This is a genomic window from Cupriavidus sp. 207A1, assembly GCF_057798955.1.
This window is the reverse complement of the sequence record NZ_JBYOJO010000022.1, coordinates 25,735-39,777: the sequence shown is the minus strand read 5'-3', so window position 1 is coordinate 39,777 and position 14,043 is coordinate 25,735. Positions and strand designations below refer to the sequence as shown.

Here is a 14,043-nt window from a genome sequence, read left to right as displayed (position 1 = left end):
GGGCCTATTCCTTGTAGTAGACGATCTGGTGCGACGTGGCGATCAGCTCGCCCGCGGCGCTCCACAGCTGCGCGCGCTGGTCGAAGAAGCCTTGCCGGAACACCTGCGCCTGCGCGCTGGCGAGCACATGGCTGTCGCCCAGCGCGGCCAGCGTGGCCGCGTCGGCATGGAAATACGTGGTCATCGACACCGTGCCGGCCGGCACGAAGCCCGCGCGCTTGAGGAAGATGCGCGGGTAGAAGCTGTCGGCCCAGGCCGCCACAGCGGCGAAATCCGGCGTGCGCGCCGGCGCGTCGCGCAGCCAGAACTGGGTCAGGCTGTCCGGGTGCTCGGTCCCGGCCTCCGCGGTTGGCTTGGCGCCGCGCACCGGCCGCATGTCGTAAGCCTTGAGCCAGCGCACCGGCGCAAACCCGCCCATGGTGGGCAGCACGTCGGCGGCCGGCACGTCCGGCATCACCGCTTCGCCGCAGGCCCAGGTGTCGCGCCGCACCGCGAACATCGCGGTGGCGGTGGTGGCCACGGCATCGCCCTGGCGCAGTTCCAGGGTCCAGTGCTGGGTCGAGCGATTGGTGCGGACCGGGCGCGCCTCGATCTCGAACGGGCCCTCGGCGATCGGGCCGGCAAAGTTGACGGTCAGTGAAACCGGCTCGCCCAGGCGCTGCGGATGGTCCAGCGCCGCCTGCAGCAGCGTGGCGGCCGTGATGCCGCCGAACGGCCCGATCATGTTCCAGTACGCCGGCGTGGTGCGGCCCTGGAAGCGGTGTTCGCCGGCCGGCGCCAGCGCCAGCGCGTCGTCGAAGGGATGGAGCTGGCTGGCGGCAGCGTCGGCGTGGATCTGGGGCGCAGTGGACATGGCGGAAGCAGGCTGGTCTCGTTGGAATAGAACGATCGTTCGCTTAGCTGCCTACACTAACCGTAGTCAGCGCTACGGTCAAGCGCGGCCTTCCGCTGGCCGTGTCCTGGGCCTCATCCCTGCGCCCGCCGCCGCAACGGCAGCGCCCAGCCGAGCTGGTTGGCAACCACCCCGAGCAGCACCAGCGCCATGCCGGCCACCTGCAACGGCCCCAGCACCACGCCGAACACCATTACGTCGATGACGATCGCGACCAGCGGATAGATGAACGACAGCGTGGCAATGGACACCACCGACAGCCGCTGGAAGGCGCCATACAGCAGCGTGTACATCACGCCGGTGTGCACCAGCCCCAGCGCCAGCAGCGCCGCCCAGGTGCCGCCGCCATAGCTGCCCGCCGCCGGATGCGCCAGCGGTGCCAGCATCAGCACGCCCAGCACCATCTGCAGGCCGGCGATCTGGCCCGGCGGGATCGCCTGCAGCCGCCGCGTGGCCAGCGTGGTCACGGCGTACAGCAGCGCCGCGAGCAGGCCCAGGCCGATGCCGGCCAGCATCGACGCGCCGCCCGCGCCGTGCTCCAGCCCGGTGATCAGCATGACGCCGGCAAAGGCCAGCAGCAGCCATGGCAGCCGCGCGAACGGGAACGGCTCGCGCTGCAGCACCGACGTCAGCAGCAGCAGGAAGAACGGCTGGGTGTGGTAGACCACCGTGGCGATGGCGATGCCGCTGTACGCGTACGCCGAGAACAGCGCCAGCCAGTTGAGCACCAGCGTGATCCCGCCCAGCACCAGCCAGCCGGCCTGGGCGCGGGTCATGCGCACCCAGCCGCGCTGCAAGGTCAGCACGCCCAGCAGCGCGGCGCCACCGAACAGGCAGCGGAAGAACACCACATCCAGCGGCGGCTGGCCGCTGGTTACCACGAACCAGCCGATGGTGCCCGACAGCATCATGGCTGCCACCATGCGCCAGGCGCCGCCGGGCTGGGGTTGTTGCGAAGGCATGAGGAACTCCGGTCTAGCTAATGCCAGCATTGTTTCACTCGTCGCCAAAGTCAACAATGCAGCCCGACCTCAATTAGTATTTGACTACAGGTCAAAGACAGGGGATTCAGCATGCTTGATGCGCCACTCAATGCGATGGCGGTGTTCGCGCGCGTGGTCGAGTGCGGCAGCTTCTCGGCCGCCGCACAGGACCTTGGCATGACGCCGTCGGCGGTCAGCCGCCATGTCTCCCGGCTCGAAGCCAGGCTCGGTGCAAGCCTGCTGCAGCGGACCACGCGCGCGTTCGCGCTGACCGAGCTGGGCCAGTCGGTCTACGCCGCGTGCGCGCGCATGACTGCCGCCGCGCGCGAGGTCACCGCGCTGGCCGGCGAGCACGGCGGCGCGCCGCACGGCGTGCTGCGCGTGAGCGCGCCGGTGTCGTTCGGGCAAGCCTGGCTGGCGCCGCGGCTGCCGCCGTTGCTGGCGAAGTATCCGGGACTGGACCTGCAACTGACGCTGGCCGACCGCATGGTCGATCTGGTGGAAGAGGGCCTGGACGTGGCCGTGCGCATCGCGCGCGAACTGGCCCCGGGCCTGGCGGCGCGGCCGCTGCGCGAGGTGCGCTACCGGCTGGTGGCCTCCCCCGCTTATCTGGAACGCCACGGCGCGCCGGCCACGCCGGCCGAGCTGCCGGCCGCCCGCTGCCTGTACCTGGGCTACGGCAATTTCGGCGAGCGCTGGACCCTGCGTCCCCAGTCCGGCGGCGACAAGGTGGAGGTCCGCATCCCGCCGCGGCTGACGCTCAACAACAGCCTGGCGATCATGAGCATGGTGGAGCGCGATGCCGGCATCGGTCTGGTGCCGGATTTCTCGCTGGGCGATGCGCTGGAGCGGGGGCGCGTGGTCACCGTGCTGGGCGACTGGGACATCCTGGAGCCCTACATCGGCACGGCGTACGCGGTGTACACGCCGACGCGGCATGTCCCGCCCAAGGTGCGGGCCTTCGTCGACCACCTGGCAGGCAGCGCCGGCGACGCGCCGCGTTGACGCTCCGCTGGGGCACGGGGGTGCTAGGCGCCGGTCTGCCCCAGCACCCGGCGCAGCAGCCACAGCATCGCGTCGCGCACGCGGCCGGCATCGGCGCCGGCTTCGATCTCCAGCGCGGCACGGTCGAACGCCGCCGACAGCAGCGGCGCCACGTCGCCTGCATCGACGCCCGCTGCCTCCAGCCCCACGCGCAGGGTGCGGGCGGCGTTGGCTTCGTCGAGGGCCAGCATCTCGCGCAATCCCAGCACTGCCGGCCCCTCCACCAGCAGCAGGCGGGTGCGTCCGGGTACCGTCATCGCCTGCAGGTAAGCTTGAGCACCATCGAGCAGGGCCTCGGCCGCGTCTTGCCCCGCCGGCGTGGCGGCTTCGATGTCGGCGGCGACGGCCGCGGCTTCTTCGGCCAGCACATGGCGGAACAGGTCGCGCTTGTCGGCAAAGTGGTGGTACAGCGCGCCGCGCGTGATGCCGGCGGCGGCACAGACGTCAGGCGTCGACGTGTCGCCGTAGCCACGGCTGACGAACAGGGCACGCGCGGCCTCCGTCAGCGCCTGGCGGGTGGCTTCGGTACGCTCGCGGTTGGTTCGGGACACGCTTCGGATTCCTTGCAAACAAGCAGCCTGTATCTTAATATCTATTTACATACAGACTGCATGTATTTCATGCCGAGGGGAAGCCATCATGAAAGTCACCAGTTATTACCCGGTCATCATGACCGCCGACGTGGCCGGGACGGCCGCGTTCTACCAGGATCATTTCGGCTTCACGGCGTTGTTCGCCAGCGACTGGTACGTGCACTTGCAGCTGGCGGACGAGCCATCGGTCAACCTCGCCGTGCTCGACGGCAGCCACGACACCATCCCCGTGCCGGCTCGCGGCCAGCGCGCGCAGGGCTTGCTGCTGAACTTCGAGGTGGAAGACGCGGATGCGGTCCATGACCGGCTGCGCGCGGCGGGCCTGCCGATCCTGCAGCCACTGCGCGACGAAGCCTTCGGCCAACGGCACTTCATTACCGCCGATCCCAACGGCGTGCTGATCGACATCATCAAGCCGATCCCGCCGTCGGCGGAATTCGCGGCGCAGTACCAGGCCGGCGCGCTGCCGGGCTAGGCGCTCACCCCGCGCACCCCGCGCACCCCGCTCGACCGGCTCAGGCCGCGCAGACCCGGTACACCGCCAGGCTGCCGCGCCAGTTGCCGCCCCAGTTGACGGTCACGCCCTCGTGCATCACCACGCGGTCGATCACGCGCAGGCCGACCTTGGGCGCCAGCGCCTCGAAGTCGCTGATGGTCAGCACGCGCACGTTGGGCGTGTTGTACCACTGGTAGGGCAGCGATTCCGACACCGGCATGCGGCCGCGAAACACCGACAGCCGGTGCGGCCAGTAGCCGAAGTTCGGGAACGAGACGATGCACTCGCGCCCAACCCGCAGCGTGTCGCGCAGCACCTGCGCGGTGTTGTGGATGGTCTGCAGCGTCTGCGACAGGATCACCGTGTCGAAGCTCTTGTCCTCGAACAGCGCCAGGCCGCCTTCCAGGTTCTGCTGGATGACATGCACGCCCTTCTGCGCGCACGCCAGCACGCCTTCGTCGCGGATCTCGATGCCGTAGGCCTGCACGTCGAGCTCGTCCTGCAGCACGCGCAACAGGCTGCCGTCGCCGCAGCCCAGGTCGAGCACGGTGGAATGGGGCTCGATCCAGCGCGCGATCGCGCGGAAGTCGGGGCGCAGCGCCAGGATATTGGGATTGGCCAGGGCGTTCATGCGCCGATCTCCTCTGCGATGCGGTCGTAGTAGGCGCGCATCAGGTTGTGATAGCGCGGGTCGTCGAGCAGGAAGGCATCGTGGCCGTGCGGCGCGTCGATCTCGGCGTACGAGACCGGGCGCTTGTTGTCCAGCAGCGCCTTGACCAGCTCGCGGCTGCGGCTGGGCGCGAAGCGCCAGTCGGTGCCGAAGCTGGCCACCAGGAAGCTGGCCTGGGTCTGCGCCATCGCGCGTGTCAGGTCGCCGCCGTAAGCCAGCGCCGGGTCGAAATAGTCGAGCGCGCGCGTGATCAGCAGGTAGGTGTTGGCGTCGAAGTACTCGGCGAACTTGTCGCCCTGGTAGCGCAGGTAGCTCTCCACCTGGAACTCGACATCGAACGAGAAGCGGATGTCGTCGGTCTTCAGCTCGCGGCCGAACTTCTCTGCCATGTCCTCGTCCGACAGGTAGGTGATATGGCCGATCATGCGCGCCACGCGCAGGCCGCGCTTGGGCTTGACGCCATGCGCGTAGTAGTTGCCGCCGTGGAAATCGGGGTCCGACAGGATGGCGCTGCGCGCGACCTCATTGAAGGCGATATTCTGCGCCGACAGCTTGGGCGTGGACGCGACCACGATGCAATGGCGCAGGCGCTCCGGATACATCAGGCTCCAGGCCACCGCCTGCATGCCGCCCAGGCTGCCGCCCATCACCGCGGCGAATTGCGTGATGCCGAACGCGTCGGCCACGCGCGCCTGCGCATTGACCCAGTCTTCCACCGTCACCACCGGGAATGCCGCGCCGTAGGGCGCCCCGGTGGCCGGGTTGAGGCTCATCGGCCCGGTCGAGCCGAAGCACGAACCCAGGTTGTTGACGCCGATGACGAAGAAGCGATTGGTATCGAGCGGCTTGCCGGGCCCGACCATGTTGTCCCACCAGCCCACGTTGCGCCGGTCTTCGGCATAGACGCCCGCGACATGGTGCGAGGCGTTCAGTGCGTGGCAGACCAGCACCGCGTTGGAGCGGTCCGCATTGAGCGTGCCGTAGGTCTCGACCATCAGGTCGTAGCCGGCGATGGACGAGCCGTTGCGCAGCTTCAGCGGCTCGGCAAAGTGCATGCGCTGCGGCGCGACCACGCCGACCGAATCCGGCGGCAGGTCGAACGCGGCGGGCGCGGCGGTCGGCAGGGCGACATCAGTCATGGAATCCGGCCCGTGGCGAACGGGCATAAAAAAACCCGACCGGCATTTGCGTATCAAGCGTCGCAGCCAAGTCGGGATTCGCTGGATTCCTTGCGGGATTCCGCGTGCCGGCGCCATCCACTGCCGTGGTGGCATGGGGCGCCGACCCAACCTCTTTAGCCGCATTTATAGTGGCGAGCCATCGGGACCCTGTCCGTGGCTGCCGCGCGCCCGCAAGCCAGTCATCAAATCGGCGCGACCGGGCAATTATAGAGCAATCGGCCCGGCTGGTTGCATTCAGCCCAGCAGCACGCGCAGATGCGCCTCGGCATGGTCCGACGGTGACTTGCGGAAACCGCTCTTGGCATAGCGGTGCCACTGGCCCTGCACCGCCGCCATGATCAGCGCGGCGCGCGCGGGAATATCGGCATCCGCCGGAAACGCGGCCTGGGTCACCGCGACCTTCAGGCACTGGCGCAGCGACGCCTCGATGCGGTCCACCACCTGGTTGATGCGCTCCTGCAGCCGTTCGTGCTCGCCCACCAAGGCCTCGCCGGTCAGCACGCGCGTCATGCCCGGGTTCTTTTCCGCGAACGACAGCAGCATGCGCACGATGGCGTGCGCCTGGCGCAGGCCGTGCTCTTCCTTGTCGGTGATCTGGTTGATCAGGCCGAACACGGTCTGCTCGATAAAGCCGATCAGCCCCTCGTACATCTGCGCCTTGCTGGCGAAATGCCGGTACAGCGCCGCCTCGGACACGCTCAGGCGCGCGGCCAGCGCCGCGGTGGTGATCTTCTCCCCGCGCGGGTGCTCCAGCATGGTCGCCAGCGTCTGCAGGATCTGCACGCGGCGCTCGCCGGGGCGCGGACGCTTGCGCGCCGGCAGCGCCGGCTGCTGGTCGGCGTCCGGCTCGCTGCCCGTGATGACCGCCTCTGGTTCGCGCCCGTTGCTTTGCGTCATGACCCGGTTCTCCGCATTCGTCGTTGGAGTTGATGCATCGATTGTACTTTTATGTCCACATAGGCCGGCCGGTTCGGCACGCGCGCGCGCACGCGCGGCACGTTGCCGGGCTGCGCCTGCGGCGCCTGGGTCTCGGCGGCCACCAGCGTCACCGAGCGCTCCTGCACGGCGTGGCCGGCATGGCGGCGGTCCTCGGCCTGCAGCGTCGAGCGCACCGCGGCGTCGCGGCGGCTGCCGTCGTCATGCGCGGCGGCGGGCGCGGCGGGCACCATGTGCGGTCGTGAAGGCGCGACCGTGCGCAGGTAGCCCGTCACCCACGCGGTGCGGATGCCGGTGCCGGCGTAGCGCTTGAGATGCGACACCGTGTCCTCGACCAGCACCGCGCGATGCGGCGCGATGCGGGCCTGCGCCAGCAGCCGGCGCAGCATGCGGCGGTCCGGCTTGGGCCGCAGATGCCCGTGCACCCACATCTGCTCGATCGCCACCACGCGCTCGAAGCAGTGCCGAATGCCGGCGATGTCCAGCACCGCGCGCGCATAGTCCTGCGGCGCGTTGGTGACCAGGATCTTGCGCCCGGGCAGGCGCCGCAGGTGCGCGGCCAGGCCGCGCCGGACCCGTACCATCTCGGCCAGCGCGGGGAACTCATGCGCGGCGCGCAGGAAGTCCGCCGGGTCGACGCCGTGGTGGCGGATCATGCCGAGCAGCGTGGCGCCGTAGCGCTGCCAGTAGTCCACGCGCACGCGGCTGGCGGTGGCTTCGTCGCAGCCGAGCACGCGCGCCACGTACGCGGTCATCAGCCGGTTGATCGCCGGGAAGATCGCGTGCGAGGCATCGTGCAGCGTGTTGTCGAGATCGAACAGCCAGACCGTGCCGCCCGAGGTATCGCCCGCGGGACGGCGGCGGAGGCGAGCGCGGACACGGCGCGGTGAGGAAAGACTGGAAGGCACGCCGGGCAACTCGGAAGGTGGTGGGATATGCCGGAGCGGCCGGCCGTGGCCGGCGCCGCTCCGGGGCTCCGCTCAGTGCGAGCGGATCATGGTGCCGAAGGCCTGCTCGGTCAGGATTTCCAGCAGCAGCGAATGCTCGATGCGGCCGTCGATGATGTGTACCGAATGCACGCCGCTCTTGGCCGCGTCCAGCGCCGACGAAATCTTCGGCAGCATGCCGCCCGAGATGGTGCCGTCGGCGAACAGTTCTTCGATCTCGCGCGCGGACAGGTCGGTCAGCAGGTTGCCCTTCTTGTCCATCACGCCCGGGATGTTGGTCATCATCACCAGCTTCTCGGCCTTGAGGATCTCGGCCATCTTGCCGGCGACCACGTCGGCGTTGATGTTGTAGGCCTGGCCGTCGTCGGAGAAGCCGATCGGCGAGATCACCGGGATGAAGGCGTCATCCTGCAGCGCCTTGACCACCGCCGGGTTGATCGCCTCGATGTCGCCGACGTAGCCGATGTCGATGAACGCGCCCGGGTTCTCGCGGTCGGGCATCTGCAGGCGCTTGGCGCGGATCAGGCCGCCGTCCTTGCCGGTCAGGCCGACGGCCTGGCCGCCGTACTGGTTGATCAGCATCACGATGTCCTGCTGGACTTCACCGCCCAGCACCCACTCGACCACTTCCATGGTCTCTTCGTCGGTGACACGCATGCCCTGCACGAAGGTGCCGACCTTGCCGACCTTCTTCAGCGCCTCGTCGATCTGCGGGCCGCCGCCGTGCACCACCACCGGGTTCATGCCGACCAGCTTGAGCAGGATCACGTCGCGCGCGAAGCCGTGCTTGAGCTTCTCTTCGGTCATGGCATTGCCGCCGTACTTGACCACGATGGTCTTGCCGTGGAACTTGCGGATATACGGCAGGGCCTCGGCGAGGATCTCGGCCTTCAGTGCGGGAGCGATGGCGGCCACCGCGGTCGCGGCAGGCCCAGGGTTGTCGGCGTTCATGGGGGACATCCGTGAGAATCAACAGGTATGATGGCTAAGCCGCCGCGTCCCCGGGGGGAAGCCCGACGGATCGCCCCCGGGGATCGCCCGAAAGTGCGCCATCCGGCCACGGCAGGCGCCGATTTTACAAGAAACCGCGCGGGGCGAAAGCGCGCCGGCCCAACCGGGCACGGCGAAGCGGCTGCAAGCGGCCTGCGGGGCACCGGCGCGTTCCGTCGATGCAACAAGCGCGGCCTTGCCGGCCGGCCTTCTCAGCCATTTGGCCTGCACCGCGGCGCAGTGTTCCCCGCAGTGTTCCCGAATCCTGACCCTCATGTCCGCAGCCATCTGCCGCTCGCCCGACCGAATCCCGTCCATGCCGCCAGCCCCGCGGAGGCAGCGATGAGCAACCCCGCCGCGGTGCTGACAGGCCAGCTGCGCCCGGTCGAATCCTGCAGCCGCTGCGGCGCCGGCTTCGTCTGCGGCTACGTGGCGGGGTTGCCCGAGTGCTGGTGCGCCAGCCAGCCGCTGCTGCCGGCACGGCACATCGTGCCGGGCCAGCACTGCCTGTGTCCGGCGTGCCTGGCGGCGCGGCGGGCTGGTCAGACGGCGGAATCCGCACCCGCTTCCGTACCCGGTCCAGCGGCCGGCTGACGCGCCGGCGCAACGGCCGCACCGCTGTCCCACTGCATCGCCAGCATCCCGGCCACGATCAGCGCAGCGCCGGCCATCCGCGCCGGGGTCAGCGCGCGCACCGCAAACCCGGCCAGGCCGAACTGGTCGACCAGCAGCGCGGCCAGCACCTGCCCGGCCACCACCGCGGCAATGAAGCCGGCGGCGCCCAGCCTGGGCGCCATGATCAGCGCGGCCGAGATATAGAACACCCCCAGCACCCCGCCGCTCCACAACCAGGCCGGCGCCTGCGCCAGCGCCGCCGGCGACGGCAGCGGCACCCGCATCAGCCACAGCACCGGCAGCAGCGCCACCAGGCTGACCAGCAGCGACACCAGCGTGGCCGACAGCGGATGCCCAAGCATGCGCCCGAGCGTGGCGTTGGCCCCGGCCTGGAACGGGATCGCGGCACCGGCCAGCACGGCGGTGCCAAGCGGCAGCCACAGCGATGACGGGATCGAAAACGACAGCTGGGTGCCTGACATGGCGCGCTCCATAGGGCAAGATGCGATGCCAGCAGTTTGAAATATCGCTTTGCGAATTTCCAATTCTGCTTTCGTACGTTTAATATTCGCCGAATGAATAGCCTACGCGGAATCGACCTCAACCTGCTGGTGGTGCTGGAAGCGCTGCTGGCGGAGCGCCATATCTCCCGCGCCGCGCTGCGGCTGCACTTGAGCCAGCCGGCGGTCAGCCATGCGCTCGGGCGGCTGCGGCAGCTGCTCGACGATCCCATCCTGGTGCGCGGCAAGGGCGGGCTGGTGCTGAGCGCGCGCGCGCACGAGCTGTCGGGGCCGCTGGCCGAGGCGCTGGCGCAGGTGCGCATCCTGCTGGGGCCGAGCGGCTTCCAGCCGGCCACCGCGCGGCGCAGCTTCCGGCTGGCGATGTCCGACTACGGCGCGCTGGTGGTGCTGCCGCGGCTGCTGCGCGCGGTGCGCAGGGCCGCGCCCAATATCGACCTTGTGGTGTCGCAGGCCAGCCGCGAGGGCATGACCGCGCAGGTGGCCGATGGCGAGATCGACATGGCGCTGGGGGTATTCAGCCACCAGCCCGAAGGCGTGCAGTCCGCCGAGCTGTTCCGCGAAAGCTATGCCTGCGCGGTCGATGCCGCCACCGTGCGCGATACCGGCCGGCTCGACCAGGTGGCCTACCTGGCGCGCTCGCACGTGCTGGTCGCCACGCACAGCGAACGCATGGATGCGATCGACACGGCCGTGGCCAAACTGGGGGGACGGCGCAAGATCGCCTGCGTGGTGCCGCACTGGAGCGTGGCGCCGGCGCTGATCGCCGGGACCAACCTGGTGCTGACCACCGCGCGGCGCAGCCTGGCCGCGCTGGAAGACGATCCGCGCTACGCCGTGTTTGCGCCGCCGTTCGCGCTGGACGACTTCACCTTCAGCATGATCTGGCACCAGCGCACCGAGGCCGATCCCGCCCACGCCTGGCTGCGCGAGCGCGTGCTGGCGGCGGCGTCGAGCCCGGAAGCGGACGAGCCGATCAGCCTGCGCGGCTGACGCCCCGGCGCGGGCCGGCCGCCGGTCAGTGCTTGTGCTCGCCGTGGCCGCCGCTGGCGGCGCCCGGCACCATGCTGCGCACCTCGGCCGTGACCTTCTGCTCGATCACCTTGCCGCCCTGCTCGATCTTCAGCGTGATGGGCACGGTATCGCCGGGCTTGAGCTGGGCCTTCAGGTCCATCAGCATCACGTGGTAGCCGCCCGGCTTCAGTTCGACGTTCTGCATCCTGGGCAGGTCCAGCGACTTGATCTGGCGCATGCGCATCACGTTGCCTTCCATCTTCATCTCGTGCAGCTCGGCCGACGCCACCGGCGACGAGACGCCGACCAGCTTTGCGTCCTGGTGCGCGTGCAGCACCATGAAGGCGCCCGAAGCGGTCTGGGTCGGCACCGTGCCGCGCACCCAGGCGCTGCTGACATCGACCTGCGCCAGCGCGGCGCCCGATGCCAGCGTGGCGGCCAGGGCAAAGGAAGCGGCCAGCGTGGCCGGGCGGAATTTGGCTTGCATCAAAGGCTCTCCTGAAAGCAGACATTAGACCATGCGGGGACCGCCCATGCCCGAGCCCGCCGTAGCCGCCCGGCACGCGCGATCGACAACGCAACCAGCCAGTCTGGCAGCCGGCGCGGCAACGCGCCAATGCGGCAAGGTGTCGCACGCGCCGGCGCCCCGCGGCGGCATTGATACACTCGCGCCATGCGCCCCGCCCCAGCCGTGACCCGCCTGCCTGACTTCCCGTTCCTGTCGCCCCTGCCGGCTGGCAGTTCGGCACGCCATGGCCAGGTGACGCTGCGCCGGCTGTTCTGGCTGCGCTGGGCGCTGCTGGGCGGACAGGCGCTGACCGTGCTGGTGTGCGAGCCGATTGCCGGCATCCGCCTGCCCTACACGCCGCTGCTGGTGGTGCTGGGGCTGCAGGCGCTGTTCAACCTGCTCACCGGCCTGCGCCTGCGCCAGCACACGCGGCGCAACAGCGCGCCCGGCGAGGCTGAGCTGATGGGCCAGCTGCTGGTCGACCTGACCGCGCTGTCGGCGATCCTGTTCTACACCGGCGGCGCCACCAACCCGTTCGTCTCGTTCTACCTGCCGGGGCTGGCCATCGCCGCGGCCATCCTGCCGTGGCGCCAGGTGATTGCGCTGGCGCTGTACGCGCTGGCCTGCTACACGGTGCTGCTGATCGAATACGTGCCGCTGGACCTGCACAACCCGGACAACGCGGTGACCTACCACCTGGCCGGCATGTGGCTGAACTTCGTCGCCAGCGCGGTGATGATCGCGCTGTTCGTGGCGCGCCTGTCGGGCGTGCTGCGCCAGCGCGAGGCGCAGCTGAACCTGGCGCGCGAGCAGCTGCTGCGCGAAGCGCGCGTCGAGGACCTGAACGGCCAGGCCGCCGCGGTGGCGCATGAAATCGGCACGCCGCTGGCGACGCTGGCGGTGATTGCCGGCGAGCTGCGCGCCGATGCCTCCGACGCCGGCCGCGGCGCCGCCGCCATCAGCGGCTATCTGCCCGACCTGCAGACCATGGAGCAGCAGCTGGCGCTGTGCCGCTCGACCCTGGCGCGGCTGCGCGAAGATCCGGCCACGCTGGCGCCGCAGCGCATCGACGGCTGGCTGCCGGCGTTTGCCGAGCGCTGGCAGCTGCGCCATCCCAATGCCAGCCTGCAGGCCGTGGCCACGCCGGGCGCCGGCGCGCAGGCAGTGGAAGCCGCGCGCGTGGGCCAGATCCTGACCATCCTGCTGGACAACGCCGCGCGCAGCCAGCAGGCCGCCAGCCGCGGCGCGCAGCCGTTGCAGCTGCAGATCGCCATGGCCCCCGGCAATACCGCGCCGTGGCTGTCGTTCCGCGTTGCCGACCACGGCGACGGCATCCCCGAAGCGCTGCGCGGCCAGCTCGGCGAAACCCCGGTGGCCAGCCAGCACGGCGGCCAGGGCATCGGCCTGTACCTGGCGCAAAGCGCCGCCCGCCAGATGGGCGGCGAACTCGCCTGGCATGACCGCCCTGGCGGCGGCACCGTCGCCGAACTGCGCCTGCCCGCGCTCTCCACGCTTTCCACGTCGGCGGCCGCCACCGCCACCATGCCTTCTGCGTTATGACCGAACCCCTTACCCCGGTACCCGAAGCCACCGCACCGGCCGGCACGCCCTTCCTGGTGATCGACGACGACGAAGTCTTTGCCGGCACGCTGGCGCGCGCGCTGACGCGCCGCGGCTATGCCGTGGCGGTGGCGCACGACGGCCGCACCGCGCTGGCGCTGGCGGCGCGCACCGACTTTGCCTACGTCACGCTGGACCTGCACCTGGAGCCGCCGCCCGAAGCCGGCAGCACCGCGCCCGCCGAGTCCGGGCTGCAGCTGGTGGCGCCGCTGCGCCAGGCCCTGCCCGATGCGCGCATCCTGATCCTGACCGGCTACGCCAGCATCGCCACCGCGGTGGCGGCGGTCAAGCAGGGCGCCGATGAATACCTGGCCAAGCCGGCCAATGTCGATTCGATCCTGACCGCGCTGATGGCGGGCGTGTCGGAAGACGCGGCGCAGGCCGCGCTGGAAGAACCGGTGCCGCTGTCGGTGGCACGGCTGGAGTGGGAGCATATCCAGCGCGTGCTGGCCGAGCATGGCGGCAATATCTCCGCCACCGCGCGCGCGCTGAACATGCACCGGCGCACCTTGCAGCGCAAGCTGGGCAAGCGGCCGGTATCACGCTGAAGGCGCTGAACGGGGTTCCCCAATGCAAAAGGCCGCGCACGTGCGCGGCCTTTTGCATGGCGTGGCATGGCGCCGCGTTACAGGCGCAACTGGACGTAGTCCCAGTCCAGGCCGTCGGCACCGTCCGGCGGCGCACCGCTGTCGGCGATGCGCATGGCATCGCCGGCATGGCGGTCCGCCAGCGTGAACAGCGCGCCCGAATCCAGCGCCAGCGTTGCCGCCGCGGCGGCGGCCGCGCCGAGGGTGCCCGATTGCGCGGCCTCGGCCGCCGGCATCGCCGGACGGATGCAAAGGAAGGCCGTGGCGGCGGCCAGCGCGGCCAGCAGGCCGCCCGTGGCGAGCACCACCCGGCGGGTCTTGTAATGGACCATGTGATTTCTCCTGCCAGTGGGTTGAGGGGGATGCGGTGGCTCCCGCACCGGTCAATCGACCGTCAAGGTGCGCAAGGGTCGCATCGCCCGGCCACGCCGGCCAGCGGGCTTACCATT

Annotated in this window: 17 protein-coding genes; 6 read left to right on the top strand and 11 right to left on the bottom strand. The window is 70.0% G+C overall.

Annotation, left to right across the window (positions count from 1 at the left end):
* Positions 1-4: 4 nt before the first annotated feature.
* Both AC3FMM_RS29130 and AC3FMM_RS29125 read right to left on the bottom strand, forming a co-directional pair.
* Positions 5-853 carry an acyl-CoA thioesterase gene (locus AC3FMM_RS29130; RefSeq protein ID WP_115707834.1) on the bottom strand — a complete coding sequence of 283 codons (849 nt, stop codon included), beginning with the start codon at positions 851-853 and terminating at the stop codon, positions 5-7.
* 113 nt (positions 854-966) lie between these two features.
* Positions 967-1,854, bottom strand: coding sequence for a DMT family transporter (locus AC3FMM_RS29125; RefSeq protein ID WP_116312053.1), 888 nt, complete (start codon positions 1,852-1,854; stop codon positions 967-969).
* Between the two features lie 111 nt (positions 1,855-1,965).
* On the opposite strand from AC3FMM_RS29125, the gene AC3FMM_RS29120 reads away from it, so the two are divergent.
* Complete coding sequence (locus tag AC3FMM_RS29120; protein WP_115707830.1) at positions 1,966-2,880, top strand: LysR family transcriptional regulator; 915 nt, start codon at positions 1,966-1,968, stop codon at positions 2,878-2,880.
* A 23-nt stretch (positions 2,881-2,903) separates the two neighbouring features.
* Here AC3FMM_RS29120 and AC3FMM_RS29115 read toward each other — a convergent pair whose 3' ends face one another.
* On the bottom strand, positions 2,904-3,470 hold the full coding sequence (locus AC3FMM_RS29115; protein WP_488687867.1) for a TetR/AcrR family transcriptional regulator: 567 nt from the start codon (positions 3,468-3,470) through the stop codon (positions 2,904-2,906).
* An 88-nt stretch (positions 3,471-3,558) separates the two neighbouring features.
* Between AC3FMM_RS29115 and AC3FMM_RS29110 the strand changes: the two genes are divergently transcribed.
* Complete coding sequence (locus AC3FMM_RS29110; protein WP_115707826.1) at positions 3,559-3,987, top strand: VOC family protein; 429 nt, start codon at positions 3,559-3,561, stop codon at positions 3,985-3,987.
* Positions 3,988-4,027: 40 nt separating this feature from the next.
* Here AC3FMM_RS29110 and metW read toward each other — a convergent pair whose 3' ends face one another.
* The 5 genes from metW to argB form a co-directional block, all read right to left on the bottom strand.
* Positions 4,028-4,639 (bottom strand): methionine biosynthesis protein MetW, encoded by a 612-nt coding sequence (metW, locus tag AC3FMM_RS29105; RefSeq protein ID WP_010813300.1) that lies wholly within the window; start codon positions 4,637-4,639, stop codon positions 4,028-4,030.
* Positions 4,636-5,817 (bottom strand): homoserine O-succinyltransferase MetX, encoded by a 1,182-nt coding sequence (gene metX, locus AC3FMM_RS29100; protein ID WP_488687864.1) that lies wholly within the window; start codon positions 5,815-5,817, stop codon positions 4,636-4,638. The genes metW and metX overlap by 4 nt, the downstream gene beginning before the upstream one ends.
* A gap of 276 nt (positions 5,818-6,093) precedes the next feature.
* Positions 6,094-6,756 carry a nucleoid occlusion factor SlmA gene (gene slmA / locus AC3FMM_RS29095; RefSeq protein ID WP_115707820.1) on the bottom strand — a complete coding sequence of 221 codons (663 nt, stop codon included), beginning with the start codon at positions 6,754-6,756 and terminating at the stop codon, positions 6,094-6,096.
* Positions 6,753-7,703, bottom strand: a complete 951-nt coding sequence (locus AC3FMM_RS29090) for a pyrimidine 5'-nucleotidase (RefSeq protein ID WP_116313216.1) — start codon at positions 7,701-7,703, stop codon at positions 6,753-6,755. Before AC3FMM_RS29090 ends, slmA begins: the two co-directional genes overlap by 4 nt.
* 72 nt (positions 7,704-7,775) lie before the next feature.
* Positions 7,776-8,693, bottom strand: a complete 918-nt coding sequence (argB, locus tag AC3FMM_RS29085; RefSeq protein ID WP_039008462.1) for an acetylglutamate kinase — start codon at positions 8,691-8,693, stop codon at positions 7,776-7,778.
* A 381-nt stretch (positions 8,694-9,074) separates the two neighbouring features.
* Between argB and AC3FMM_RS29080 the strand changes: the two genes are divergently transcribed.
* Positions 9,075-9,326: a cysteine-rich CWC family protein gene (locus AC3FMM_RS29080; protein WP_116312049.1), complete on the top strand. Its 252-nt coding sequence runs from the start codon at positions 9,075-9,077 to the stop codon at positions 9,324-9,326.
* On the opposite strand, the gene AC3FMM_RS29075 is transcribed toward AC3FMM_RS29080, so the two are convergent.
* Positions 9,275-9,829 (bottom strand): DMT family transporter, encoded by a 555-nt coding sequence (locus AC3FMM_RS29075; protein ID WP_488687860.1) that lies wholly within the window; start codon positions 9,827-9,829, stop codon positions 9,275-9,277. The two genes, AC3FMM_RS29080 and AC3FMM_RS29075, sit on opposite strands and share 52 nt — an antisense overlap.
* 93 nt (positions 9,830-9,922) lie before the next feature.
* On the opposite strand from AC3FMM_RS29075, the gene AC3FMM_RS29070 reads away from it, so the two are divergent.
* The gene (locus AC3FMM_RS29070; protein ID WP_115707817.1) at positions 9,923-10,858 is read left to right on the top strand and encodes a LysR family transcriptional regulator; all 936 of its coding nucleotides are present in this window, start codon (positions 9,923-9,925) and stop codon (positions 10,856-10,858) included.
* A gap of 25 nt (positions 10,859-10,883) precedes the next feature.
* Here the strand turns inward: AC3FMM_RS29070 and AC3FMM_RS29065 are convergent, their stop codons facing one another.
* Positions 10,884-11,366 (bottom strand): copper chaperone PCu(A)C, encoded by a 483-nt coding sequence (locus AC3FMM_RS29065; RefSeq protein ID WP_115707815.1) that lies wholly within the window; start codon positions 11,364-11,366, stop codon positions 10,884-10,886.
* A 186-nt stretch (positions 11,367-11,552) separates the two neighbouring features.
* On the opposite strand from AC3FMM_RS29065, the gene AC3FMM_RS29060 reads away from it, so the two are divergent.
* Complete coding sequence (locus tag AC3FMM_RS29060) at positions 11,553-12,947, top strand: ATP-binding protein (protein WP_115707813.1); 1,395 nt, start codon at positions 11,553-11,555, stop codon at positions 12,945-12,947.
* A complete protein-coding gene (locus tag AC3FMM_RS29055) occupies positions 12,944-13,555 on the top strand; it encodes a response regulator transcription factor (protein WP_115679153.1) in 612 nt (203 codons plus the stop codon). The genes AC3FMM_RS29060 and AC3FMM_RS29055 overlap by 4 nt, the downstream gene beginning before the upstream one ends.
* 77 nt (positions 13,556-13,632) lie before the next feature.
* Here the strand turns inward: AC3FMM_RS29055 and AC3FMM_RS29050 are convergent, their stop codons facing one another.
* Positions 13,633-13,926 (bottom strand): hypothetical protein, encoded by a 294-nt coding sequence (locus AC3FMM_RS29050; protein ID WP_115679152.1) that lies wholly within the window; start codon positions 13,924-13,926, stop codon positions 13,633-13,635.
* Positions 13,927-14,043 lie beyond the last annotated feature (117 nt).

Bases quoted from the DNA above. Each gene is read 5' to 3' on its own strand.
- AC3FMM_RS29050 (WP_115679152.1), bottom strand. From the start codon at position 13,926: ATGGTCCATTACAAGACCCGCCGGGTGGTGCTCGCCACGGGCGGCCTG.
- AC3FMM_RS29065 (WP_115707815.1), bottom strand. From the start codon at position 11,366: ATGCAAGCCAAATTCCGCCCGGCCACGCTGGCCGCTTCCTTTGCCCTG.
- AC3FMM_RS29070 (WP_115707817.1), top strand. From the start codon at position 9,923: ATGAATAGCCTACGCGGAATCGACCTCAACCTGCTGGTGGTGCTGGAA.
- AC3FMM_RS29055 (WP_115679153.1), top strand. From the start codon at position 12,944: ATGACCGAACCCCTTACCCCGGTACCCGAAGCCACCGCACCGGCCGGC.
- slmA (WP_115707820.1), bottom strand. From the start codon at position 6,756: ATGACGCAAAGCAACGGGCGCGAACCAGAGGCGGTCATCACGGGCAGC.
- AC3FMM_RS29125 (WP_116312053.1), bottom strand. From the start codon at position 1,854: ATGCCTTCGCAACAACCCCAGCCCGGCGGCGCCTGGCGCATGGTGGCA.
- AC3FMM_RS29130 (WP_115707834.1), bottom strand. From the start codon at position 853: ATGTCCACTGCGCCCCAGATCCACGCCGACGCTGCCGCCAGCCAGCTC.
- AC3FMM_RS29075 (WP_488687860.1), bottom strand. From the start codon at position 9,829: ATGTCAGGCACCCAGCTGTCGTTTTCGATCCCGTCATCGCTGTGGCTG.
- metX (WP_488687864.1), bottom strand. From the start codon at position 5,817: ATGACTGATGTCGCCCTGCCGACCGCCGCGCCCGCCGCGTTCGACCTG.
- AC3FMM_RS29080 (WP_116312049.1), top strand. From the start codon at position 9,075: ATGAGCAACCCCGCCGCGGTGCTGACAGGCCAGCTGCGCCCGGTCGAA.
- AC3FMM_RS29110 (WP_115707826.1), top strand. From the start codon at position 3,559: ATGAAAGTCACCAGTTATTACCCGGTCATCATGACCGCCGACGTGGCC.
- AC3FMM_RS29120 (WP_115707830.1), top strand. From the start codon at position 1,966: ATGCTTGATGCGCCACTCAATGCGATGGCGGTGTTCGCGCGCGTGGTC.
- AC3FMM_RS29060 (WP_115707813.1), top strand. From the start codon at position 11,553: ATGCGCCCCGCCCCAGCCGTGACCCGCCTGCCTGACTTCCCGTTCCTG.
- argB (WP_039008462.1), bottom strand. From the start codon at position 8,693: ATGAACGCCGACAACCCTGGGCCTGCCGCGACCGCGGTGGCCGCCATC.
- metW (WP_010813300.1), bottom strand. From the start codon at position 4,639: ATGAACGCCCTGGCCAATCCCAATATCCTGGCGCTGCGCCCCGACTTC.